Annotated in this window: 21 protein-coding genes; 17 read left to right on the top strand and 4 right to left on the bottom strand. The window is 43.7% G+C overall.

The window, feature by feature from the left end; translation table 11 throughout:
* The first annotated feature begins 5 nt into the window (after nucleotides 1–5).
* The 9 genes from AAA970_RS11170 (at nucleotide 6) to AAA970_RS11130 (ending at nucleotide 10,127) form a co-directional block, all read left to right on the top strand.
* Entirely contained in the window at nucleotides 6–1,865 is a 1,860-nt protein-coding gene (locus AAA970_RS11170) for a cytochrome c oxidase subunit I (protein WP_338237171.1), read from the top strand.
* Nucleotides 1,866–1,926: 61 nt separating this feature from the next.
* A complete protein-coding gene (gene cyoE, locus AAA970_RS11165; protein WP_338237170.1) occupies nucleotides 1,927–2,820 on the top strand; it encodes a heme o synthase in 894 nt (297 codons plus the stop codon).
* A gap of 27 nt (nucleotides 2,821–2,847) precedes the next feature.
* The gene (locus AAA970_RS11160; protein WP_338237169.1) at nucleotides 2,848–3,429 is read left to right on the top strand and encodes a cytochrome c oxidase subunit 3; all 582 of its coding nucleotides are present in this window, start codon (nucleotides 2,848–2,850) and stop codon (nucleotides 3,427–3,429) included.
* 39 nt (nucleotides 3,430–3,468) lie between these two features.
* The gene (locus tag AAA970_RS11155) at nucleotides 3,469–4,239 is read left to right on the top strand and encodes a cytochrome c oxidase subunit 3 (protein WP_053406928.1); all 771 of its coding nucleotides are present in this window, start codon (nucleotides 3,469–3,471) and stop codon (nucleotides 4,237–4,239) included.
* A gap of 127 nt (nucleotides 4,240–4,366) precedes the next feature.
* A complete protein-coding gene (locus AAA970_RS11150) occupies nucleotides 4,367–4,690 on the top strand; it encodes a cytochrome C oxidase subunit IV family protein (RefSeq protein WP_338237168.1) in 324 nt (107 codons plus the stop codon).
* 58 nt (nucleotides 4,691–4,748) lie between these two features.
* Nucleotides 4,749–5,312: a hypothetical protein gene (locus tag AAA970_RS11145; protein WP_338237167.1), complete on the top strand. Its 564-nt coding sequence runs from the start codon at nucleotides 4,749–4,751 to the stop codon at nucleotides 5,310–5,312.
* Between the two features lie 25 nt (nucleotides 5,313–5,337).
* Entirely contained in the window at nucleotides 5,338–5,925 is a 588-nt protein-coding gene (locus AAA970_RS11140) for a DUF420 domain-containing protein (RefSeq protein WP_338237166.1), read from the top strand.
* 6 nt (nucleotides 5,926–5,931) lie between these two features.
* Nucleotides 5,932–6,231, top strand: a complete 300-nt coding sequence (locus AAA970_RS11135; protein ID WP_053405676.1) for a hypothetical protein — start codon at nucleotides 5,932–5,934, stop codon at nucleotides 6,229–6,231.
* 182 nt (nucleotides 6,232–6,413) lie between these two features.
* Nucleotides 6,414–10,127 (top strand): sensor histidine kinase, encoded by a 3,714-nt coding sequence (locus AAA970_RS11130; RefSeq protein ID WP_338237165.1) that lies wholly within the window; start codon nucleotides 6,414–6,416, stop codon nucleotides 10,125–10,127.
* Nucleotides 10,128–10,179: 52 nt separating this feature from the next.
* On the opposite strand, the gene AAA970_RS11125 is transcribed toward AAA970_RS11130, so the two are convergent.
* The 3 genes from AAA970_RS11125 to AAA970_RS11115 are packed head-to-tail and all read right to left on the bottom strand — an operon-like array spanning nucleotide 10,180 to nucleotide 12,273.
* A complete protein-coding gene (locus AAA970_RS11125; RefSeq protein ID WP_338237164.1) occupies nucleotides 10,180–10,776 on the bottom strand; it encodes an HAD family hydrolase in 597 nt (198 codons plus the stop codon).
* Nucleotides 10,777–10,778: 2 nt separating this feature from the next.
* Nucleotides 10,779–11,534: an ABC transporter ATP-binding protein gene (locus AAA970_RS11120; protein ID WP_338237163.1), complete on the bottom strand. Its 756-nt coding sequence runs from the start codon at nucleotides 11,532–11,534 to the stop codon at nucleotides 10,779–10,781.
* Nucleotides 11,535–11,544: 10 nt separating this feature from the next.
* A complete protein-coding gene (locus AAA970_RS11115; protein WP_053406927.1) occupies nucleotides 11,545–12,273 on the bottom strand; it encodes an MlaE family ABC transporter permease in 729 nt (242 codons plus the stop codon).
* 157 nt (nucleotides 12,274–12,430) lie between these two features.
* Between AAA970_RS11115 and AAA970_RS11110 the strand changes: the two genes are divergently transcribed.
* The 3 genes from AAA970_RS11110 to AAA970_RS11100 all read left to right on the top strand — a co-directional run bounded on the left by AAA970_RS11110 (nucleotide 12,431) and on the right by AAA970_RS11100 (nucleotide 15,590).
* Nucleotides 12,431–13,141: an SDR family oxidoreductase gene (locus AAA970_RS11110; RefSeq protein WP_338237162.1), complete on the top strand. Its 711-nt coding sequence runs from the start codon at nucleotides 12,431–12,433 to the stop codon at nucleotides 13,139–13,141.
* A 156-nt stretch (nucleotides 13,142–13,297) separates the two neighbouring features.
* Nucleotides 13,298–15,283, top strand: a complete 1,986-nt coding sequence (ispG, locus tag AAA970_RS11105) for a (E)-4-hydroxy-3-methylbut-2-enyl-diphosphate synthase (RefSeq protein ID WP_420916726.1) — start codon at nucleotides 13,298–13,300, stop codon at nucleotides 15,281–15,283.
* A 106-nt stretch (nucleotides 15,284–15,389) separates the two neighbouring features.
* Entirely contained in the window at nucleotides 15,390–15,590 is a 201-nt protein-coding gene (locus AAA970_RS11100) for a DUF6728 family protein (RefSeq protein ID WP_338237161.1), read from the top strand.
* Here the strand turns inward: AAA970_RS11100 and AAA970_RS11095 are convergent.
* Nucleotides 15,587–16,111, bottom strand: coding sequence for a hypothetical protein (locus AAA970_RS11095; RefSeq protein WP_338237160.1), 525 nt, complete (start codon nucleotides 16,109–16,111; stop codon nucleotides 15,587–15,589). The two genes, AAA970_RS11100 and AAA970_RS11095, sit on opposite strands and share 4 nt — an antisense overlap.
* A gap of 107 nt (nucleotides 16,112–16,218) precedes the next feature.
* On the opposite strand from AAA970_RS11095, the gene hemF reads away from it, so the two are divergent.
* The 5 genes from hemF (at nucleotide 16,219) to AAA970_RS11070 (ending at nucleotide 21,232) form a co-directional block, all read left to right on the top strand.
* Nucleotides 16,219–17,124 (top strand): oxygen-dependent coproporphyrinogen oxidase, encoded by a 906-nt coding sequence (gene hemF / locus AAA970_RS11090; RefSeq protein ID WP_338237159.1) that lies wholly within the window; start codon nucleotides 16,219–16,221, stop codon nucleotides 17,122–17,124.
* A gap of 2 nt (nucleotides 17,125–17,126) precedes the next feature.
* Nucleotides 17,127–17,714: a phosphatase PAP2 family protein gene (locus AAA970_RS11085; RefSeq protein ID WP_338237158.1), complete on the top strand. Its 588-nt coding sequence runs from the start codon at nucleotides 17,127–17,129 to the stop codon at nucleotides 17,712–17,714.
* On the top strand, nucleotides 17,698–18,348 hold the full coding sequence (locus tag AAA970_RS11080; protein ID WP_060687511.1) for a protein-L-isoaspartate(D-aspartate) O-methyltransferase: 651 nt from the start codon (nucleotides 17,698–17,700) through the stop codon (nucleotides 18,346–18,348). Before AAA970_RS11085 ends, AAA970_RS11080 begins: the two co-directional genes overlap by 17 nt.
* A gap of 7 nt (nucleotides 18,349–18,355) precedes the next feature.
* A complete protein-coding gene (locus AAA970_RS11075; protein ID WP_338237157.1) occupies nucleotides 18,356–18,892 on the top strand; it encodes a hypothetical protein in 537 nt (178 codons plus the stop codon).
* 540 nt (nucleotides 18,893–19,432) lie between these two features.
* The gene (locus tag AAA970_RS11070; protein ID WP_338237156.1) at nucleotides 19,433–21,232 is read left to right on the top strand and encodes a M61 family metallopeptidase; all 1,800 of its coding nucleotides are present in this window, start codon (nucleotides 19,433–19,435) and stop codon (nucleotides 21,230–21,232) included.
* Nucleotides 21,233–21,249: the final 17 nt, after the last annotated feature.

The raw sequence follows: 21,249 nt of genomic DNA, 5'->3' as shown, positions 1-21,249 counted from the left end.
TTAAGATGTCAACATTAGATACGCAAACGGCGGCGCATGTGGAAGACCATGCACATGACGACCACCACGAGCATCACGATAACTTTTGGACCAAATATATCTTTTCTACCGACCATAAAATGATCGGTAAGCAATTTTTGGTAACAGGGATTTTCTGGGCGATTATCGGTGGAGCACTTTCCATGATTTTCCGCCTGCAGTTGGGTTTTCCGGATATGGACCTGGAATGGATTCGCCCAATTTTAGGGAACTGGATTACCCCACAGGGTAAGTTAGATCCGGAGTTTTACTTAGCTTTGGTAACGATGCACGGTACCATTATGGTTTTCTTTGTATTGACTGCCGGCCTTTCGGGTACTTTCTCAAACTATTTGATTCCATTACAAATCGGTGCCCGAGATATGGCATCCGGTTTTATGAATATGCTGTCCTACTGGTTCTTTTTCTTATCAGGAGTGGTAATGCTGGTTTCTTTGTTTATCGAAACAGGTCCGGCTTCCGCAGGTTGGTGGAATTATCCTCCGCTATCTGCATTGCCACAAGCGGTATCCGGTTCCGGAGCTGGGATGACGATGTGGTTGGTGGCGATGGCGCTGTTCATTGTTTCTTCCCTATTAGGAAGTATTAACTACATTACAACGGTGATTAATTTGAGAACGGCTGGTATGACTTTGGCACGTTTGCCATTGACAATTTGGTCCTTCTTCTTAACCGCCATCATCGGGGTGTTGTCATTTCCGGTATTGTTGGCCGCAGCATTGTTGTTGATCTTTGACCGTGGTTTTGGTACGGCTTTCTATTTATCAGAAATTTATATTGGTGGTGAGGCATTGCCGCAGGTAGGTGGATCTCCTATTCTATACCAGCACTTGTTCTGGTTCCTGGGCCACCCTGAAGTGTATATTGTATTGCTTCCAGCATTGGGGATTACTTCAGAAGTGATTTCTACCAACTCTCGTAAACCGATTTTTGGTTACCGTGCGATGATTGGTTCTATGTTGGGAATTACCATCTTATCCTTCGTCGTTTGGGCTCACCATATGTTCGTCTCCGGAATGAATCCTTTCCTGGGGACTATCTTTACGCTACTGACCCTGATTATTGCGGTGCCATCCGCCGTGAAGGTATTTAACTATCTGGCGACGCTGTGGAGAGGTAATATTGTTTTTACCCCGGCGACATTGTTCTCCATTGGTTTGGTTTCATTGTTTATCTCGGGTGGTTTGACAGGTATTTTCCTGGGGAACTCAGCGATCGATATTCAGTTGCATGATACTTATTTTGTAGTGGCTCACTTCCACTTAGTAATGGGTTCTGCTTCTTTCTTCGGATTGATGGCTGGGGTTTACCACTGGTTCCCCAAAATGTTTGGTCGCATGATGGACTCCCGATTGGGTTATGTTCACTTCTGGCTGACCTTCATCGGGGTGTACATGGTGTTCTTCCCAATGCACTACATCGGTATTGCAGGATTCCCAAGACACTATTACTCCTTTACCAACTTCCAGGCATTTAGCGGATTCTCGGACTTGAATGCTTTTGTGTCTGCAGCAGCAATCTTCACCTTTGTGGCGCAGTTAATCTTCTTGTTCAACTTCTTCTACTCCATGTACAAAGGCCGTAGAGCACCACAGAATCCATGGAATTCGAACACACTAGAGTGGACAACACCTATTGAGCCCGGACATGGGAACTGGCCTGGTGCCATTCCAGCAGTACATCGTTGGCCATATGATTACTCCAAGCCAAATGCGGATAAGGATGGTTTTGAAGATTTCATTCCACAGACGGTACCACTATCAGAAACACCAAACTCCAATTTGCCTTTTGAAAAGGAGCAAATGGAGGAAGTAAAACAAAAATAAATTAGGGAGGGTCTCCCTCCTTTATTTTCCTTACCCTATCAATGCACATAACCCTAAAGTAATGATTTCAAGCAATTCCATCTCTTCCCGTTCTATGGGTTGGGCGATTGTGAAAGATTTTGCATCGCTGCTGAAAGCCCGACTGTCATTATTGGTGGCTTTTTCTTCTGCCTTTGGCTACGCCATGGCGGTAGGAGGACAGATCGATTGGGTGAAATTGCTGATGTTGTCTTTGGGGGGATTCCTGGTATCTGGTGCATCAATCACACTCAACCAGATTCAGGAAAAGGAATATGATCGCCTGATGAAGAGAACAGCCGATCGTCCGTTGGCGCAGGGCCGTCTCTCGGATCTCGAAGCACTGCTCTTCTCAGGTATAGTCGGAACCACCGGATTAGCTTTATTGGTAGTGTATACCAATACGATCACTGTCGTGCTTTCAGTGGTTTCGCTTATTCTTTATGCCTTTGTCTATACTCCGCTGAAAAGAGTAGGGCCCATTGCGGTATTTGTGGGTGCCATTCCCGGAGCATTGCCTCCCTTGCTGGGATGGACTGCAGCCACAGGAGAGATTACCATCGTAGGATTAATTCTTTTTGGTATTCAGTTCTTTTGGCAATTCCCTCACTTCTGGGCCATTGCCTGGGTGGCGGATGAAGACTATAAAAAGGCAGGCTTTAAACTTTTACCGGTCAATGGAAAGAAGGATATGGAGACTTGTCTTCAGATTATAACTTATACCCTTTTTCTAATTCCCTTGGGACTTTTGCCTGCCCGTTTTGGGGTGACCGGAATTAATTCTGCATTGATTACCACGGTGTGTGGTGTGCTATTCTTGGCACAAACGATACAGTTAATGAAAAATCAGGATCGTAAATCTGCTCTGAAAATTATGTTTGGCTCTTTTCTTTACCTGCCAATCGTTCAGCTGGCTTTCCTTTTTGATTTGCTGTAATCCCTCACCGACAAAAATTATAATACTATGGACACTGCCATTCATATGACCAAAAAACCTCAGACCCCACTCGCCATGAACGCCCAAAAGTTCGGACTTTGGTTGTTTTTGGTTTCTGTGGTATTGCTTTTCGGAGCGTTGACCTCCGCCTATATCGTGAAGATCTCTGAGACCGGAACATTAGGCATCAGTCTTCCTTCGATCTTTATTGTAAATACCGCCATTATCATCGCTTCTTCTGCCAGCCTTCAATTGGCTTATTATTTCGCCAAGCGAGATAACTTACCAGCACTAAGAATTGCGATGGTGGTAACAGGTCTCTTAGGTGGACTGTTTATTTGGGGACAATTAGAAGCCTGGGACGCACTGGTAGCCATGAATGTGAACTTTGTAGGACATCCTGCCGGTTCCTTTATCTATGTGTTTACCGGTGTGCATGTGGTGCACTTAGTGTCTGCTCTGATCTTTTTGGCCATTATGCTGTACGCTTCTTTCCGCTTGAGAATTCATTCTCGTAAGTTGGACAGAATGGAAATGTGTGTCACTTATTGGCATTTCCTGGGTGGCTTGTGGATCTATTTGTATGCTTTCCTGGCGTACTATAACTAATCGAATCAATATCAAACGAATAAAAATTACATAACCGCTATGTCACAAACCTCAACATTAATTCCTGGCGCTACCGGAGTTTGGGGGGGAGGAAAAGAACCGATGAAGGCAAGCTACGGCAAGCTGATGATGTGGTTTTTCCTACTATCCGATACTTTTTCATTTTCCGGTTTGCTGATTGCTTACGGAATGTTGCGTTTTCGCTATCCCGCTTATCCGCACAATCCTACTGAAGCATTTTTGCCTTCCGTAGATTATTGGCCAATTCCTGAATTGGTATTTGATGCAGTCCCTTTCCTTCACGGAGTACACTTGCCATTGGTGTTTGTGGGTATTATGACCTTCATTTTGATTTTGTCTTCGGTAACGATGGTACTGGCCGTAGAGGCTGGTCACCGTATGGATCGCGAGGGCGTTCAGAAATGGATGCTATGGACGATCGTGGGAGGAGTTACTTTCCTAGGTTGTCAGGCTTGGGAGTGGTCTCACTTTATTCACGGAACGGATATCGGGATGACAGTAGAGCGTTTGGTGGATGGAGAATGGATCAAATCCATCGTGACCGGCGCCAATCTGGCGGAAAACCAATATGGGCCTCAGGCTTTTGCGGACTTGTTTTTCTTTATTACTGGCTTCCATGGGACCCACGTATTGTCCGGGGTGATCCTGAATTTTATCATTTTTTATAATGTGGTAGTGGGAACCTATGATAAGCGCGGCCATTATGAAATGGTGGAGAAAGTAGGCTTGTACTGGCACTTTGTGGACTTGGTTTGGGTATTTGTATTTACCTTCTTTTACCTGATCTAAGGAGGATTTATCCTTAAAAGTGTTTAATAAAAAAGAATTCACACGAATAAGGGAGGCCGGAGGAGTTTTTTTATCCGGAAAATAATTGGCTCGCGACGGTCGTCCCCCTCGTAAAAAAATATTAATTATGGAAGTATCAACTCCAAAGGTAGAAGTAAAACCAGTGGATCCGGAGAAGATCAAAAAGATCTGGCGTGTAGCCGGTATTTTGGCGATCATCACGGCAGTGGAATTTTTGTTAGCCTTCACGATGGATGGCGGCATGTTGCGAAATGCGATCTTTATCGGCATGACGCTCGTGAAGGCCTTTTACATCGTATCCGAATTTATGCACCTCAAACATGAGCATAAGGTTTTGATCTGGTCACTGGGTTTGCCCTGTATTTTTGTGATTTGGTTAATTATCGCCTTGCTCAATGAAGGGTCAGCAATCTTCTCCTATTTTAACTAGGAATGTTCCTTAAAAAACAATAAAATCAGGCTGACATCGGTCTGATTTTTCTTTTTATATGAATCGTAAAAAATTGTTTCAATCCCTGCTGCTGGTGGCTATTCTGATTTTCCCGGTGGCCGTTTACCTTTTCTTGCAGGCTTTTGGTGATAACCAATATGACATTCCGGTCAGGTATGCCAAGGATAGCCTGATGGTCAGTGAATGTGGGGAGGTAAAAGTGGCCTCTCTTAGTTGGGCAGATGATATCCTGATGCAGGGGAGTTTTGAGGGACAGGTCAATATTTTGACTTACGCCCCGGTGCATTCAGCAGAGGCTGCGGAATCGAAAATTACTTACTTGCAAAAATCTTTAAAGAAATATCCGAAAGTTGCTTACTGGATGATGACGACGGAAGCCTCGATGAGTAATAAAGGCATCGGCCTTATTGCTGGTAGTGAGGAGCAATTGCGGCGGGTTTTTAAGTGTTCTTTTGCACTGGAGCAAAAAGAGCAGGCAGATCATTTAATGGTGTTAATTGATGCCTCAGGTGACTTAAGAGGCTTTTTTAATTATGAAGATCCGGTAGAAATCGATCGGCTGAAACAGGAGGTTAGCATTCTGTACACCCAACAAGACTAAATTTACAACCCAAATAGCGAACAAAATGAATACAGTAATAGATCAGGACAACGGAAAGAAATTTATGATCGGGATTGCATTAATATCCATAATCATCCCGATTGCAGTGGCGCTTTTGTTTTTCAGTCCATGGAAAGTGAGTGTGGACGGGGAATGGGTAAAGATGGTGCCTCATATCAATGCGGTGATTAATTCTGCCACAGCAGTTTGCCTGGTGTTGGCTGTGGTGCAGATAAAAAAGGGTAATGTAGAAGCACATAAAAAATTAATGCTGATTTCTTTTGTGTTGGGAGCGCTTTTTTTGGTGGCCTATGTGGTCTATCACGGGTCTGTGGAAACCACTTTATTCGGAGATGCCAACCACAACGGGGTGCTAGAGGAGAGTGAGTTAGCCGAAATTGGGGTGGTAAGAAACATTTACCTGGTCACGCTCTTATTACATATAGGACTGGCGATTATTGTATTGCCCTTTGTATTGCTTTCCTATTTCTATGCCCTGTCCAATAATTTGGTCAAGCACCGTAAAATTGTGAAATTCTCTTTCCCTATCTGGTTCGTCGTATCTGTAACCGGAGTGATAGTTTATTTTATGATTTTGCCTTATTATCAATAAAAGCCTATGAAAGATCGGATCATCTGTCTTTTTTTCAGAAGCCTGAATGTGCTTTTGTTAAGCCTGCTGCCTATGGCGGTCAGTGCGCAATGCGCCATGTGCCGGGCGACGGTAGAAAATAATGTTTCCAATGGAGATATTGGTATCGGGGCTTCCCTCAATACCGGAATTCTATATCTGTTTATTTTACCTTATTTGGTGATTTCAACGGTGGGCTATCTATGGTACCGGAATTCCAAAAGGGAGAAGGAGCGCATTCTTAGAAATCAGCAGATTGTGGCTGATGCTACCAAAGATATCACTTAATCAATAGGGCTTTCTTAAAAGGAAAGCCTTTTTTCTTGTCAGGTGGTATTTCGGTTTCGGTCATCAAAGAGGAATATTGGGTTATTTTCTTAGGTAATGGAATAATTTGGTATTTCTTTTGATTGATTTTTACATGCTAATGCCCGATTTTGGGAATATTTTTGGATTAGAATTAGAGGTTTTTGCAACGAATTAAATTTTACAGACTCCGGTGGTTATTGCTGGCCCTTGTTGGGGTGATCATTGCATTTTTCCTTGAAAAAGGCTTTGTGGCTCAGTTTCAGTATCCTCGTGCCTATACTAATCAGATCCAAAAGAAATTGGAAGGGCAGCTGAGTCAGGTAGATAAAGACCTACTTTATCTGCGTCAGCGTATACAATCCGATGGTTATTTCAATCCTGAACAAGTAGGAGATTTTAGTCCGGAGTATCCGGTGGTCATTTATCTGAATGGTAAATTGATTTACTGGTCAGATCAAACTTTTGTGCCTTCTTATCCCGAGGTGGCTGGTAACTATCAATTTTTTTTTCGTGAGGTAGCCAGACGAGAATCGGTCCTGAGCCGGAAGACGATAGAAAAAGGGTCGTTGATCTATGAAATAGTGGGGGTGGTACCGTTAAAGGTGATGGAAAAAACGCACGTCACTTACAAGGGGAAAACATTCAATGCGAAAGTGTTTACCAATAAACGGGTGGATCTATCTGAAAGCTTTCAGTTTTCTAATTATCGCATCTTTGCGCCGAATAAAAAATTCCTGTTCAGCGTTAATTTTGAAAAGGGTTATAAACGAGAAATGGGAGGGGTTTATGTGGCCATTTGGGTGATCATCTTTGCCTCCGCTTTCCTGTATATTTTGTTTTGTTGGATCAACGCGGTGCATATGGCCCGGCGGTCAAATTTTGACCGCGGACTGGTATTTTTAATTGTCAGCCTGATCATCGGGCGATTACCGCTTTTGTGGTCGCGGAATTTTTTTGGAATGGACACCATGAAGATTTTTAATCCTAAGGTGTTTGCCTCGTCTACGCTAAATCCCTCCTTGGGGGATTTGATCCTTAACCTGACCTTTCTGAGTATATTGGTGGTTTACATTTTCTTGTTTTTCCATCGCTCCAAATTGGTTCGGGTGCTATTCCGACAGCCGGATAGTAAGCGTTTTCCTATTGGGATTTTGCTCACAGCCATTGCATTTGAGTCTGCTTTTTTTGTCTTCAATATTTTTGAATCCATCAATTACCACTCACAATCTAGTTTTGCGATTGGGGTGAGCCTGCTGTGGGATAATTTTATGGTGTTTAGCTATTTGTGCGTGGCCCTCTCGGCCTTCACCTTCATGCTAGCCCAGTCAGTTATTCTCAAACTTTTCCGAAAGCTATTTCCGGAGCGAAATAGTATACCCTATTTAGGCATTTGGTTTATTGGATTGTTGATTACTTTGGTCAATAATGACATGATGAGTGGTACCGGCCTGGCCGTTGCCTTTACGGAAATCGTCATGGCCTCCTCTGTATTACGGTTGGGTTTGTCCAAGGGAACTGGAAAGATAAAATACACCACTGTGCTCTTTCTGTTTCAGGGGACCATCGTGGTTTCCCTGCTGGGGACGATCTCTATCCAGAAATATCAGACCTACAATACCGAGTCCGGAAGGGAGCGCTTTATTAACAATCTGAATGTGGAGAATGACATCATAGGAGAGTATTTGCTCCAGCGAGCTGGTCAGGAAATGGCCATGGATGCTTTTTTGGGGCGATTAATTCAGAATAAAAAGCGCCTTCGTAAGTATGATGATCAGTTTTTTCAGAAACGCTTTTTGTCGGAGTATTTTGATAAGTACAATGCTGTTTTCTATTTCTATGATCAACAGGGGAAGGTCATCAACAGTAATCGCAAGGAAAATTTTACCAAAACCCGGGCAATATATAATCAAAAAAACTTTGAGACGGATTACCCCGCGGTATTCCGTTTAAAAGATGGGTCTTTTGGGTCTAACCTGACCTATGCTACCGTGGTGAGTTTGAATAAGGGGGATAAACTGATGGGGCATGTAATCGTGGAACTAACGCAGCAGGACCTGAATGAGAACAGCGTTTTCCCATTATTGCTGATGCATGAAAAAAAGCAGGGCACAAATTACAATCCGGCATTATTCAGTTTTGCAGACTACTATTACGATCAGTTACAATATCAATCAGGAGAATTTAACTACTCTAAGTTTTTTGATTTGAAGCTATTGAGAAATCATCAGCTTTATAAAAACGGGCTTTTGGTAAATGGCTTCCGGCATTTTGGGATTCGAGAAAAGGAAAACCGGGTGCGTATCGTTTCCCATAAAGTATATGGGTTATATGACTTGTATACTGATTTTGCCTACATTTTCCTGATTATGATTCTGCTGGCCTCCATGGTGGTGGTGAGTTATGGATTTTATCTCCTGTCCCGAAATGTAAAGCTGAACTTTGTGGCTAAGATTCAGATTTACCTTAATTCAGCTTTCCTGGTGCCATTGCTGGCGCTTTCGGTGACCACGCTGAGTATGATGATCAACACTTCTCGGCGGGCGGTGATCAGTTCTTATACGACAAAGTCTGAGGGGATTGTGAATAATATGAATGAGGTAATGGTGGCATATGAGGATAGGCTGCTGGATAAGGCGGATGTGGTGTATGAGGTGGATAAGATAGCTAATATCTCCTCGCTCGACATTGCTTTATATGATGTGAACGGAAAGCTGATCGCCTCGAATCAGCCGATGGTTTTCCAGCGTCAGTTGCTCTCTAACCGAATTAATCCAAAAGCATTAAGGGCGCTCTCTTATGAAGGGGACCAGAAAGTGGTACTTGATGAGTACGCTGGTGATTATGAATATAAGCAGGTTTATGTGTCCCTTAGATCACAAAATAGTGGGAGGCTGATTGGAATAATCGGGGTGCCCTTCTTTCCGGTGAACCCGACCACCGATCCCTTGCTCAATGAAGGGGTTAATAATATTATTAATCTGTTCACTTTTATCTTTATTATTTTTCTGGCCATCGCCTTTTTCGCTTCCCGCTGGCTGACTTATCCTTTGGTGATATTGGCACAGCGCATTCGTTCCACGAATCTATCTTCTTTGGATCAACCCTTGAAGTGGCGTTCTGATGATGAAATTGGATCCTTGGTAAAGGAATATAACCGCATGCTGAAGAAGTTGGAGGAGAGTAAAATTAAGATGGCGCAGGCTGAGAAACAGTCTGCCTGGCGGGAAATGGCGCAGCAGGTGGCACATGAGATTAAAAATCCCCTAACACCGATGAAGCTGCGACTTCAGTACATGCAAATGGTCATGAACAATAGTGATTCCGAGGAAATGCAACGCAATTCCGAAACGATTGATATGCTGCTGGGGCAGGTGGATTTGCTATCGGAAATTGCCACTTCTTTTTCTGAGTTTGCAAAGATGCCAATGCCGATCAAGGAGCCTTTTGACTTTACGGATGAACTGAATAAGGTGATTGAACTTTATCGTGAGCCGGAAAGGGGCGTATTGATTTTCCCTGAAGTGAATGGTTCGATTTGGGTGGAGGGAGATCATCAACTGATTAATCGTACCTTATCTAATTTGATTATAAATGGCTTTCAGGCGGTTTCTTCGGATGTGGAGCCCCGGATAGAGATTGGTCTGGAGGAAGAGGAAGACCAAATTAAGGTTAGTATAAAGGATAATGGAATCGGGATAGCGGAGGATATTCAATCCAAGGTTTTTCTCCCTAATTTCAGTACCAAATTTTCAGGTTCCGGGATAGGGCTGGCAGTCGCTAAAAGAGGGATTGAACACGCCGGGGGGAAGATATGGTTCGAATCAGAAGTAGGAAAGGGAACCACTTTTTACGTAAGCCTGATGCGGGTAAAATAAAAAAGGTGCTCTCCAAAAGGGGAACACCTTGTAAATCTTCTGTTTGAAGAGATCAGACTGTTTCCAGGTGTTCTCTTACGTCTATGACTTCCATTCCAAGGGCTTTAGCAGCGGTTATCCCGTGTTCACCATCTTCAAATACCAGGCACTTTTCATAAGGAACGCCCATCAGGTCAGCGCATTTGGTAAAGGTCTCCGGGTCCGGTTTGGGGTGATTTACGTCCTCCACAGTTACGATGGTGGTTATGATATCTTCCAGACCAATGGCTTTCAGTGAATGTGCGGTCAGATGTTTAATGTTACCAGTTCCTGCTGACATCGGTAGTTTGCCATGGTAAGCCTTGGCGATGTCTACTGTAAGGGGAATAGCCGCCACCTGATCGGCTAGTTCCAGGTAAGCTTCTTCTTTTGCCGCTGAAGTAGTTTCAATGTCCATGGACAAGCCAAAGCGCTCATTTAACAGGGCGGTGACTTCTGTGGTTGGCTTCCCTGCCCATTCGTAAAATAAGGCTTCCGGAAATTCGAAACCGTTCTGTTCCGCAATTTTTACCCAGGCTAAATAATGGGTAGGCATAGTGTCTGCCAATGTGCCATCCACATCGAAAATCAGGCCTTCAATATGAGCCGGGATTTTGATTTCTTTGTTCATGTTTAATTCCGTGTTTCCTTTAGTGATCGTAGCAATTTGTTCGCCAAAATAAAATGCTGAAGGGATTCCGGCTCCGCATCCATGATTTCGGTGTTTGTGCCTTCCCAAACTTTGTCTCCTTTGTACAGGAACATAATATGATCTCCAATTTCCATTACCGAGTTCATATCATGACTCACCACAATGGTGGTGGTGTTGAACTCTACTGTAATTTCTTTGATCAAATTGTCGATCAAAATGGAAGTCTGCGGATCAAGTCCTGAATTAGGTTCATCACAGAAAAGATAGCGGGAATTATTGATGATGGCACGAGCTATCCCCACCCGTTTTTGCATTCCACCTGATAGTTCAGACGGCATTTTCTTATTGGCATTCTCCAGGCCCACCCGCTTAAGGATGTCATTCACCCGGTCGCGTTTTTCACTTTCGTTATAATCGCTGAGCATGTCAAGGGGAAACTTAACATTTTGCTCTACCGTCTTGGAATCAAAAAGTGCGGAGCCCTGAAACAACATGCCAATTTCCTGACGAATAGATTTTTTCACGGTACGATCACACCGGTAGAAATCTCTTCCGTTATAAAGCACCTCTCCGGAATCCGGCTCATAAAGCCCGACAATGGATTTCATAAGTACACTTTTTCCTGTACCCGAAGCGCCAATGATCATATTTACACTGCCCTGTTGGAATACCCCATTGATATTGTTCAGGACTGTTTTTCCCATAAAGGATTTGTGTAGATTTTTAACTTCAATCATGCTGGGTAACTTATAATAATAATTCGGCAAGGAAAAAGTCTGCAATCAGGATGATCAGACAGCTATTAGTAACGGCTTTGGTAGAAGACTTTCCTACTTCCAGCGCACCTCCGGTGGTATAAAAACCTTCATAAGCCGAGACACTGGAAATGATAAAAGCAAATACGATAGATTTGATCAGGGCAAAGAAGACATTGTAGGGGATAAATTCCATTCTTAATCCTTCAATGTATTCATTAGGAGTTAATGCTCCGGTAATGGTGGTGGACAGATATCCACCGGTAAGGCCAAGGGTGATCGATAAAATGACCAATAATGGATAGGTGATCATGGTGCCAATGATTTTCGGCAAGACCAAATAACTGGAAGAATTAATACCCATCACCTCTAATGCGGAAATTTGCTCCGTGATCCGCATGGTACCAATCTGGCCTGCAATGCTGGATCCTACCTTTCCGGCAAAAACCAGGGCGGTAATGGTAGGGGCTAATTCAAGAAAGGTCATCTCTCTCACAATAAAGCCAATCACCGTATTTGGAATAAGCGGATTGGTCATATTGTAAGCAGTTTGGATGGCGGTAACAGCCCCAATGAAGGTGGAAATCAATGCCACGATCACGATGGAGTTATAACCAATTTCGACGGCCTCCTCAAAAATTAATTTTACGTAAATGCGGAAGCGTTCCCTGTTTACAAAAAGGGATTTAATGAATAAACAATACTTACCTATATTGGAAATCATGAAATATTATACAGTGGTATGGGTGCAAAGATGCATCAATTTTGATAATTGAATGAATTTAAGACAAATTTTTAAGCATACTTTTAATTTTTCCAAGACCTTTACGATTATACGTGAAGATCGAACTAAGAATTTCCTTTAAACAATAAAAATTATGAACCCATTAGCAGTAGTTACCGGCGGAACCAAAGGAATTGGAAAAGCCATTGTAGAAAAATTCGCCGCTGAAGGATTTGATATCGCCACCTGCAGTAGAAATCAGGAGGATTTAGTGGCCCTGAGAGCTGATTTGACGAGTCAATTTCCGGAGATCAAAATTTATGTGGCGCCGGTAGACATGTCTAAAAAGGAAGAGGTAAAGGAATTTGGGGATTTGATCAACAGCCTGCCACAGGGGGTGGAGGTTTTGGTCAACAACACCGGTCGGTTTATTCCGGGCTTTATTCATGAAGAGGAAGAAGGGGTGTTGGAAGAAATGATTGAGACAAATTTGTATTCCACCTATCATTTATGTCGGGCCATAGCTCCGGAAATGAAGCTAAGAAAAAAGGGGCATATCTTTAATATTTGTTCGACGGCCAGTATTACCGCCTATACCAATGGAGGCTCTTATGCTATCTCGAAATTTGCCCAATTGGGCTTGACCAAGGTGTTGCGCGAAGAAATGAAGGAGCATCAGGTAAAGGTGACTGCCGTGATGCCCGGCGCCACTTTCACCGCTTCCTGGGACGGGGTGGATATTCCTGAGGAAAGATTTATGAAGGCCCAGGATGTGGCAGATACCGTATGGTCTGCCTATCAACTGTCACCTTGCACCGTATTAGAAGAAGTGATTATCCGCCCACAGTTGGGAGATTTGGGATAAGTTCATAAGGAATTAACCTTCAGGCTTGCTGAAGATGAAGGGAAAATGGTATTTTTGTTTTTTGTGGAGGATTTCCCTTCACAGATGATTGAATATTACGGCGATGAAGCCGATTTAAATATTAGAGATAATTTCCGGGAGCCATTCCCAAAGCATATGGATTTAATGTCTGAAAAAAATATACTGGAAGGCCAATATTGTAATAGCCTGACAGCATACAAACGCCGCAAAGCCTCCGTAGTGAACATAGGTAGCAAACCCATGGGAGGGGATTACCCTATCCGGGTGCAGTCCATGACCACCGTGGATACCATGGATACACAGGCAGTCGTTGAAGAAACCATCCGCATGGTGGATGCAGGTTGTGAATATGTCCGAATTACGGCCCCCTCCAAGAAAGAGGCGGAAAATCTGGCTGTGATCAAGGAGGAATTGTTGAAGCGTGGTTACGATGTTCCTTTAGTAGCCGACATTCATTTTACGCCTAATGCCGCAGAGGTTGCCGCAAAGATAGTGGAAAAGGTGCGGATCAATCCCGGGAATTATGCAGATAAAAAGCGATTTGAGCAGATTGATTATACTGAGGAAGAATATCAGGCGGAGCTAGAACGGATCAAATCGCGATTTGCCCCTCTGGTGGAAATTTGTAAAGCCCATGGTACCGCCATGCGGATTGGAACGAACCATGGTTCGCTGTCTGATCGAATTATGAGCCGTTATGGTGATACGCCCCAGGGAATGGTGGAGTCTGCTTTGGAATTCCTGCGCATTTGTGATGAGATGGATTACCATGATGTGGTTTTATCCATGAAAGCCTCCAATACCCGAATCATGGTGCAGGCTTACCGATTATTGGTGCAACGTCTGGATGAGGAGGGACTTCGTCCGTACCCATTGCATTTGGGCGTTACCGAAGCCGGTGATGGAGAAGATGGCCGGATTAAATCCGCTGTAGGGATCGGAACGCTGTTGGAAGATGGCTTGGGAGATACTGTTCGGGTTTCTTTGACGGAAGCTCCGGAGGCAGAAGCGCCGGTTGCTCGAAAGCTGATCGATCGATATAATGACCGGGAAGGTCATGAGGCGATTCCATCCATATCTGAAAGCCCCGTGAATCCCTATGTTTATCAAAGGAGAGTGACAAAGGAGGTGGGCGCCTTCGGAGATCATCAGGTGCCACGTGTTATTGCCGACTTTTCTGAAGTAAAGGCGGAAATGGTGTTTAAAGACCTAAAAGCCATTAGCCATCATTACCTTCCAGAGCTGGATAAATGGAAAATGGGAGACCTTGGTGCTGATTATATATATTCCGGCTCCAATCCGATTGGTTTTATGCTTCCGAATGGGTTAAAGGAATTACTGGATTACGCTTGTTGGGAAAAGCAGCAGGATCAGGAACATCAATACCCTGTTTTCACGCTTGAAGAAGTTCAGGGAGAAGTGAAATTTCATGCCGAACTAAATTTCCTCAGAATTGCTCTAAAGGACTGGAATCAGGAAATTGCCGCTATTGTGAAAAAACAGCCGATGGTTTTGATCCTGGAGACCTCCAATACACACGCCATGGTGGAGCAGAGAAGATTAATTTTCCAATTGATTCAGGACGGCATTGAAGCACCAGTGGTAATTCGTCATGCCTATCCGGAAATGGAGGAGGAAGACTTGCAGGTGCATGCTTCTACGGATGTAGGTGGATTATTAATTGACGGATTGGGAGATGGAGTCATGCTTTCTCCGCTTTTTAAGCAGGAAGACAAGGCTGCGAAATTACAACGCCTGACGACTTACAACCAGATAGCTTTTGGGGTTTTGCAGGCTGCCCGTACCCGTATGACGAAGACGGAATACATTTCCTGTCCCTCTTGTGGACGTACGCTTTTTGACCTGCAGGAAACCACGGCCATGATTCGTAAAAGAACAGATCACCTAAAAGGGGTGAAGATCGGCATCATGGGCTGTATTGTGAATGGCCCGGGAGAGATGGCCGATGCGGATTACGGTTATGTCGGTTCAGGTGTTGGGAAAATCACCCTGTACCGTGGACAGGAAGTGGTCAAACGCAATGTGCCCTCGGAGCATGCAGTAGATGAATTGATCTCTATTATTAAAGAAGACGATAACTGGTTCGAAGCGGAATCGTAATTATAAAATGCAGGGGATCTTTGGGATGCCCTGCTTTTTCTTTTTTTGGCCAGGAAATATTCCTGTCAAATGATGAACAATCAAAACCTGAAAAACTATACCTCCTATGGCTGATGACCAACCCAAACGCAAAGGCTGGAAAGCTTATTTCGAATTCTCCGAAGTGCTAGGCTATTTTTTTAGAAAGCCTGATCCGGATCGTCCTAAATCCTTCAGTTTAAAAATGATGCATGGTGTGAATAAGATATCCATCATCATGTTTTTACTGGGCGTGATTTATTTAATTGTTCGCCAACTTTCCTATTAACCCGCCCGCTTTTTCAAGTGGCGGTGCTCTTTTTCAAAGAAAGCCAGTAACTGAAGCTTGAAATTCTCCCGCATGGCTTGTGTTTCCTCCCGAATCTGTTTGGAAAGCTCCATGGCTACCAATAAATCATAAAGTTGTTCCATTAGCGATTGTAAATCATCGGGAAATTGGAGATTGCCCTGTTTGGCCCTTAATTTTGACTTTAAGTTTGCTAAAAGCTGTACCAAGGGGTAGCCTTTTGGCAGGATTGAGGGCAATGTATAAGAAAGATTATGCCTTAGCGTAAATTCTTTTAGCCCCTCCTGTATTTTTGCCTCCAGATTGCTTTTGATCAGTTCGGTATTTCTTTTTTTGGAGGTATAATAACGGTCGTCAGGTAAATTTTGCCATTGCTTAAAACCGGCTTCAAAAACGGAGATTTCTTCCCGATAACGTTTCGGTTGCTCGATTTTTAGGCTGAAAAACAGTTCTGCCAACAGTTTTTCCAATTGTTTATCGGAGACGCTTGCAAGCATTTTCATGGCTAAAATAGGATATTGGTTATTAGCATAATCTCCATCAGATTTAAAAGTTAGGGCGATGATAGTTTTTCGATTAAATTGATGAAAACCACAAAACATTCACTTTTATGAGCGCTTCCTCTGTAATAAAAACCGCTTTTTTAGGCTTACAATCTGATATCGTACTGGCCCTGGAGGCTGCAGATGGTTTAGCCAAATTTACTTCCGATGAGTGGGAAAGGCCAGAGGGAGGAGGAGGGCTTAGCAAGGTGTTGACCAATGGCAAGCATATCGCAAAAGGCGGGGTGAATTTCTCCGCAGTCGAAGGGGCGTTATCAGCAGGAGCGGCCAAAAATTTAGGAGTAGCTCCTCAATCATTTATGGCTACAGGTGTATCCATTGTGCTTCATCCGCAAAATCCCTGGGTGCCGATAATCCATATGAATATCCGTTATTTCGAATTGGCTGATGGCACCTATTGGTTTGGAGGTGGTATAGATCTGACGCCTCATTATATTTTTCCTGAGGACGCGGCCTGGTTTCATCATCAGTTAAAATTACACTGCGATCAATTTGCCGATCACTTATATCCGGATTTTAAAAAGTGGGCGGATGATTATTTTTTTATTCCACACCGAAATGAAACCAGAGGAGTAGGTGGGATATTCTTTGATCGGTTGGTGGCTACAGAAGATATGGATAAATCACAATTGTTTGATTTTGTTTTGGGTGTGGGGCAGCTTTTTTCTCCGATTTATCTAAATTTGCTGGATCGCCGAAAGGATACTCCTTTTGGGGAGCAGGAGCTTCAGTGGCAGCGATTGCGCCGTGGTCGGTATGTGGAATTTAACCTGGTCTGGGATCGGGGGACGAAATTTGGGCTGGAAACCAATGGTAGAACGGAGAGTATTCTGATGAGTTTGCCGCCGCAAGCCGATTGGATGTATGATTTTCAGCCGGAGGAAGGCAGTAAAGAAGCCGAAACACTGAAGCAACTGAAAAAAGAAATAAACTGGTTGCAGTACAAGCGATAAACATGGTAGAGCAGATTTTTGCCTTTGACCGGGAAGTATTTTTATGGTTCAATGGGTGGCATGCGGATTTTATGGATCCGCTAATAGCCATAATTACGAACCGATTCACCTGGATCCCCTTATATTTATTATTGGTGTTTTTATTGTTCAAAAAATACCGACAAGACAGCTGGATATGGGTCATTGTCATTGGATTAACCATTCTTTTGGCGGATCAAATTGCCAGTGGTTTATTAAAGCCCTGGGTGGCGCGCCTGCGGCCTAGTCACGAACCACTTCTGGAGGGGTTGGTGCATATCGTTGGAGGGCGGGGAGGTACTTATGGCTTTGTTTCTTCACATTCCTCGAATTCCTTCGCCATAGCCCTGATCGTTTGGAAAATGCTGGGCAAATTATATCCATGGACCAAGTGGATGTTTCTTTGGGCGGCACTGGTAGCCTACTCCAGAATTTACGTGGGGGTGCATTATCCTCTGGATATTATCGGAGGGGCATTGGTGGGATTGTTCGCCGCTTGGATTTCCTTTGAAATAGGAGTGCTTTTAAGTAAAAAATTTGGGAAATTACAGTATGATGGAGGACAGCTATAAACATCAGGGCATGCGCCGCCAGTTGATTGCTACTTTAAAGCAAAAAGGGATAAAGGACGAAAAGGTGCTCGACGTAATGGGCAGGATCCCGCGTCATTATTTTTTCGAAAATGCATTTTTAAGTCATGCCTATGAGGATAAGGCCTTTCCTATTGGCTCCGGGCAGACTATTTCCCAGCCTTATACGGTGGCTTTCATGACGCAATTGCTGCATACCAAGCCCGGAGATAAGGTTTTGGAGATTGGTACAGGTTCGGGCTATCAGGCAGCGGTATTGTGCGCATTAGGGGTAGACATTTATTCCATCGAATACGTAAAGGCCTTGCACTTATCCGCTGCGGATTTGCTGGGGCAGATGGGCTACCGCCCGAAATTGTTTTGGGGAGATGGGTCGAAAGGTTTGGCTGCAGAGGCGCCTTATAAAGGGATTATCGTGACCGCTGGTGCGCCGGCAGTACCACAATTATTGTTGGAGCAATTGGAAATTGGGGGGCGATTGGTGATTCCTGTAGGTAATTCCAAATCTCAGGAAATGCATCGTTATACGCGCGTTTCCGCCTCTAAAGTCGAGAAAGAAGTTTTTAGTAATTTTAGCTTCGTCCCGCTAAAGGGCAAGCATGGTTGGTCAGAATAAGCAAAATATGGAAGAGCAAAATTTAATGGATCTTGATTTCATGAAGCAGGAGGTGATTTATGTTTTGGAGGAAGAACATGATCAGGAGGCCATTGAAGCCCTGGCAAATAATCTGCTGGAGTTGGAGGAAGAGGAGATTCAGGAGCTGCCTGGCTCAAGCCTTCCAGTAGAAGGTAAAACCGATGCGCCTGTTTTGGTAATGGTCAATTATCCCGATTATCAGTTTCCGGAGGCAGATAAAACGCTTTTGGCAAACATTCTTTCCGCCAAGAATATCGCAATTAATGAGGTGGCCATCCTGAATATTGCTCAGGTGCAAGCGATTAATCTGGCGATGGTGCGAGCAGAGATCCCGGCTAAATTCATCCTGACTTTCGGCCTGACAGAGGCAGACGTGCCGGAATTAAGAGGTCTGCAATGGAATGTAGCCCGTAAAGGAAAAATGCTGACCGTCTGTCCTACTAATTCCTTGAGCCTGATGCACCAGGATCGGGAGGCTAAAATGGCGCTTTGGAATATGATCAAAGGGTTACCTGTAGAATAATTTCTTTTTTGGCGAGCCCTCTTCCCCTCGGTCAGGGGCATAATGGCTCTTTGCCTATGCTAACTATTTCGTCATTGTTGGCTGTCTCGACAAAGGAGTTTAAAATAATGCGCGCTTAAATTCTCGTATAGCCGGGGGTGTGAAAAATGAAAGAACTTTCCTGTTGCTAGTTTTTTTTCAGCAGCAGATGAAGGCGGAGAAAGCGAGCCAACCCTAATTGGGAGTATTTAAAATAAACCAGGAAATCTTCTGAAAGAACTTTATAATAAGTTACTTGGGTGGGTTTTTGGCCCTATCAGTGCATATTCCACTTTAACAGGTCGCTTTTTCCCATGGCCGGCGACGCTCCCTCGCTTTCCCTTTGCCATTAGTGCTTTATTTTTGACGAAATTCAATCGTTTTCGCCACCAGTCACTTTTTTCTTGAAAATTCTTATCTAATTCTTCATTTTTGACTTTAGATTAATTTTTAACCTCTAAGTCCCGGTGGAGTATCAAATCTGAGAAGAGGTGGCTTTTCCGGAGATCAAATACCTATTAAATGCTTAAATCTGTAAAATCATCCCTTTTTTTGCTGGGGATATGTATGTTGATGCCCTTGTTCTCCATGGCGGCTTCTTCTATTACTTATGAATTGAAAATGTCCCAGCCTCAAACACACTATTTTGAAGTTGAGGTAAAAGTGACCGGAATAGATCAGGACCAAACGGTATTGCAATTGCCGGTTTGGGCTCCCGGTAGTTATCTGGTGCGTGAATTTGCGGGTCATGTGGAGGGAGAACAGGCTTTTGACGGTAATCAAAAGCCGCTTTCTTTTTCCAAACGAGATAAATCCTCCTGGCAAATTGAGACCAAAGGCATTAAGGAATTGTTTTTTTCCTATAAAGTTTATGCCTATGAGCTGTCAGTGAGAACATCTTTCCTGGATGCGGATCATGGTTATATCAATGGAACCTCCATTTTTATGTATGTGGAGGGAGAAAAGGACCTGCCGATAAAACTGAAAATTGAGCCAGCAAATGGATGGTCGAAGGTGTCTACTGCCTTAAAACAACAAGGACAGGGCTTTGAGTATGCTGCCGAAGACTACGATGAGTTGGCGGATAGCCCGATTGAAATTGGAAATCAGGTGGAGTTTGAGTTTGTGGCAGCAGGTGTTCCTCACCGAGTAGCAATGTTCGGGCAGTCTAATTATGATATTCCACGGCTGAAAGAAGATATGAAAAAAGTGGTGGAAGCAGCCACTGCGGTTTTTGGAGATAATCCGAATGAGGAGTATTTGTTTATTGTCCATAATATTGAAAATCCGGGTGGAGGTCTGGAGCATAAAAAATCCACCACTTTGCAGGCAGAACGTTGGCAATATGGCAATGAACGAGGCTATAAAAGATTCCTTTCTCTGGTGGCACATGAGTATTTTCACCTTTGGAATGTGAAGCGTATTCGTCCGGAGGCACTTGGTCCGTTTGATTATCAGCAGGAGAATTACACTTCTTTGTTGTGGGTGGCAGAGGGCTTCACTTCTTATTATGATGAGTTGTTGCTGTTGCGTGCCGGCATTTATTCTGAAAAAGAGTATTTGAAATCATTGACGTCCATGATGTCTCGGGTGGAAAATCAGCCCGGGTCTAAAATTCAACCCGTAGCGGATGCTTCTTTTGATGCCTGGATAAAGGGGTACAGAACCAATGAAAACTCGTATAATGCTCAGATTTCTTATTATTCCAAGGGAGTATTGGTGGCGGCTTTATTAGATATGAAGGTAGTGGCGGGCTCCAAAGGCAAATACCATTTGGATGACGCTATGAAAGCCCTTTGGAAGGCGTATCAGAAAGATGGAAAAGGTTATACGGAGGCGGATGTCCAGAAAGTATTGGAGAAATATGCCAAGACCAACTTAGATCAGTTTTTTGCTGAAATCATCCATGGTACCACCAACATTGATTATGCCCCATACTTTGAAGCCATGGGCTTGAGCTTAAGCGATGGCGCAGCAAAAGAAAATAATCAGCCTTCATTAGGGCTTATTATGAAGGAGGAAGCGGGAAAGGCGAAGGTGCGTATTGTTTTGAGAGATCAGGCCGCCTGGATCGATGGTTTGAATGTTCATGATGAGATTTTGGCTATTGATGGCGTTCGGGTGAATTATCGGGATTTTGCCAAAGCGGAAGGGCGACTTCAAGTGGGGAAGCCAACTGATGTTTTAATTGCTCGTGATGGTTTGATAAAAAATATTCAGGTGACGCCCAGGGCTAAAAACTCACATGCTTTTTCTTTAACGGCTAAGGAAGGGATGAGTAAGAGTCATCAGAAAAATAAGACTAAATGGTTGTCTAAATAATGAAAAAGGCCTGGAGT

It is taken from the genome of Persicobacter diffluens (assembly GCF_036244895.1).
GTDB lineage: Bacteria > Bacteroidota > Bacteroidia > Cytophagales > Cyclobacteriaceae > Persicobacter > Persicobacter diffluens.
This window is presented reverse-complemented; position numbering and strand designations above follow the sequence as displayed.

What these genes read in the sequence shown, in the direction of transcription:
- AAA970_RS11170 (WP_338237171.1), top strand. Translation starts at nt 6, where the DNA reads ATGTCAACATTAGATACGCAAACGGCGGCGCATGTGGAAGACCATGCA.
- cyoE (WP_338237170.1), top strand. Translation starts at nt 1,927, where the DNA reads ATGATTTCAAGCAATTCCATCTCTTCCCGTTCTATGGGTTGGGCGATT.
- AAA970_RS11160 (WP_338237169.1), top strand. Translation starts at nt 2,848, where the DNA reads ATGGACACTGCCATTCATATGACCAAAAAACCTCAGACCCCACTCGCC.
- AAA970_RS11155 (WP_053406928.1), top strand. Translation starts at nt 3,469, where the DNA reads ATGTCACAAACCTCAACATTAATTCCTGGCGCTACCGGAGTTTGGGGG.
- AAA970_RS11150 (WP_338237168.1), top strand. Translation starts at nt 4,367, where the DNA reads ATGGAAGTATCAACTCCAAAGGTAGAAGTAAAACCAGTGGATCCGGAG.
- AAA970_RS11145 (WP_338237167.1), top strand. Translation starts at nt 4,749, where the DNA reads ATGAATCGTAAAAAATTGTTTCAATCCCTGCTGCTGGTGGCTATTCTG.
- AAA970_RS11140 (WP_338237166.1), top strand. Translation starts at nt 5,338, where the DNA reads ATGAATACAGTAATAGATCAGGACAACGGAAAGAAATTTATGATCGGG.
- AAA970_RS11135 (WP_053405676.1), top strand. Translation starts at nt 5,932, where the DNA reads ATGAAAGATCGGATCATCTGTCTTTTTTTCAGAAGCCTGAATGTGCTT.
- AAA970_RS11125 (WP_338237164.1), bottom strand. Translation starts at nt 10,776, where the DNA reads ATGAACAAAGAAATCAAAATCCCGGCTCATATTGAAGGCCTGATTTTC.
- AAA970_RS11120 (WP_338237163.1), bottom strand. Translation starts at nt 11,534, where the DNA reads ATGATTGAAGTTAAAAATCTACACAAATCCTTTATGGGAAAAACAGTC.
- AAA970_RS11110 (WP_338237162.1), top strand. Translation starts at nt 12,431, where the DNA reads ATGAACCCATTAGCAGTAGTTACCGGCGGAACCAAAGGAATTGGAAAA.
- ispG (WP_420916726.1), top strand. Translation starts at nt 13,298, where the DNA reads ATGGATTTAATGTCTGAAAAAAATATACTGGAAGGCCAATATTGTAAT.
- AAA970_RS11100 (WP_338237161.1), top strand. Translation starts at nt 15,390, where the DNA reads ATGGCTGATGACCAACCCAAACGCAAAGGCTGGAAAGCTTATTTCGAA.
- AAA970_RS11095 (WP_338237160.1), bottom strand. Translation starts at nt 16,111, where the DNA reads ATGAAAATGCTTGCAAGCGTCTCCGATAAACAATTGGAAAAACTGTTG.
- hemF (WP_338237159.1), top strand. Translation starts at nt 16,219, where the DNA reads ATGAGCGCTTCCTCTGTAATAAAAACCGCTTTTTTAGGCTTACAATCT.
- AAA970_RS11085 (WP_338237158.1), top strand. Translation starts at nt 17,127, where the DNA reads ATGGTAGAGCAGATTTTTGCCTTTGACCGGGAAGTATTTTTATGGTTC.
- AAA970_RS11080 (WP_060687511.1), top strand. Translation starts at nt 17,698, where the DNA reads ATGGAGGACAGCTATAAACATCAGGGCATGCGCCGCCAGTTGATTGCT.
- AAA970_RS11075 (WP_338237157.1), top strand. Translation starts at nt 18,356, where the DNA reads ATGGAAGAGCAAAATTTAATGGATCTTGATTTCATGAAGCAGGAGGTG.
- AAA970_RS11070 (WP_338237156.1), top strand. Translation starts at nt 19,433, where the DNA reads ATGCTTAAATCTGTAAAATCATCCCTTTTTTTGCTGGGGATATGTATG.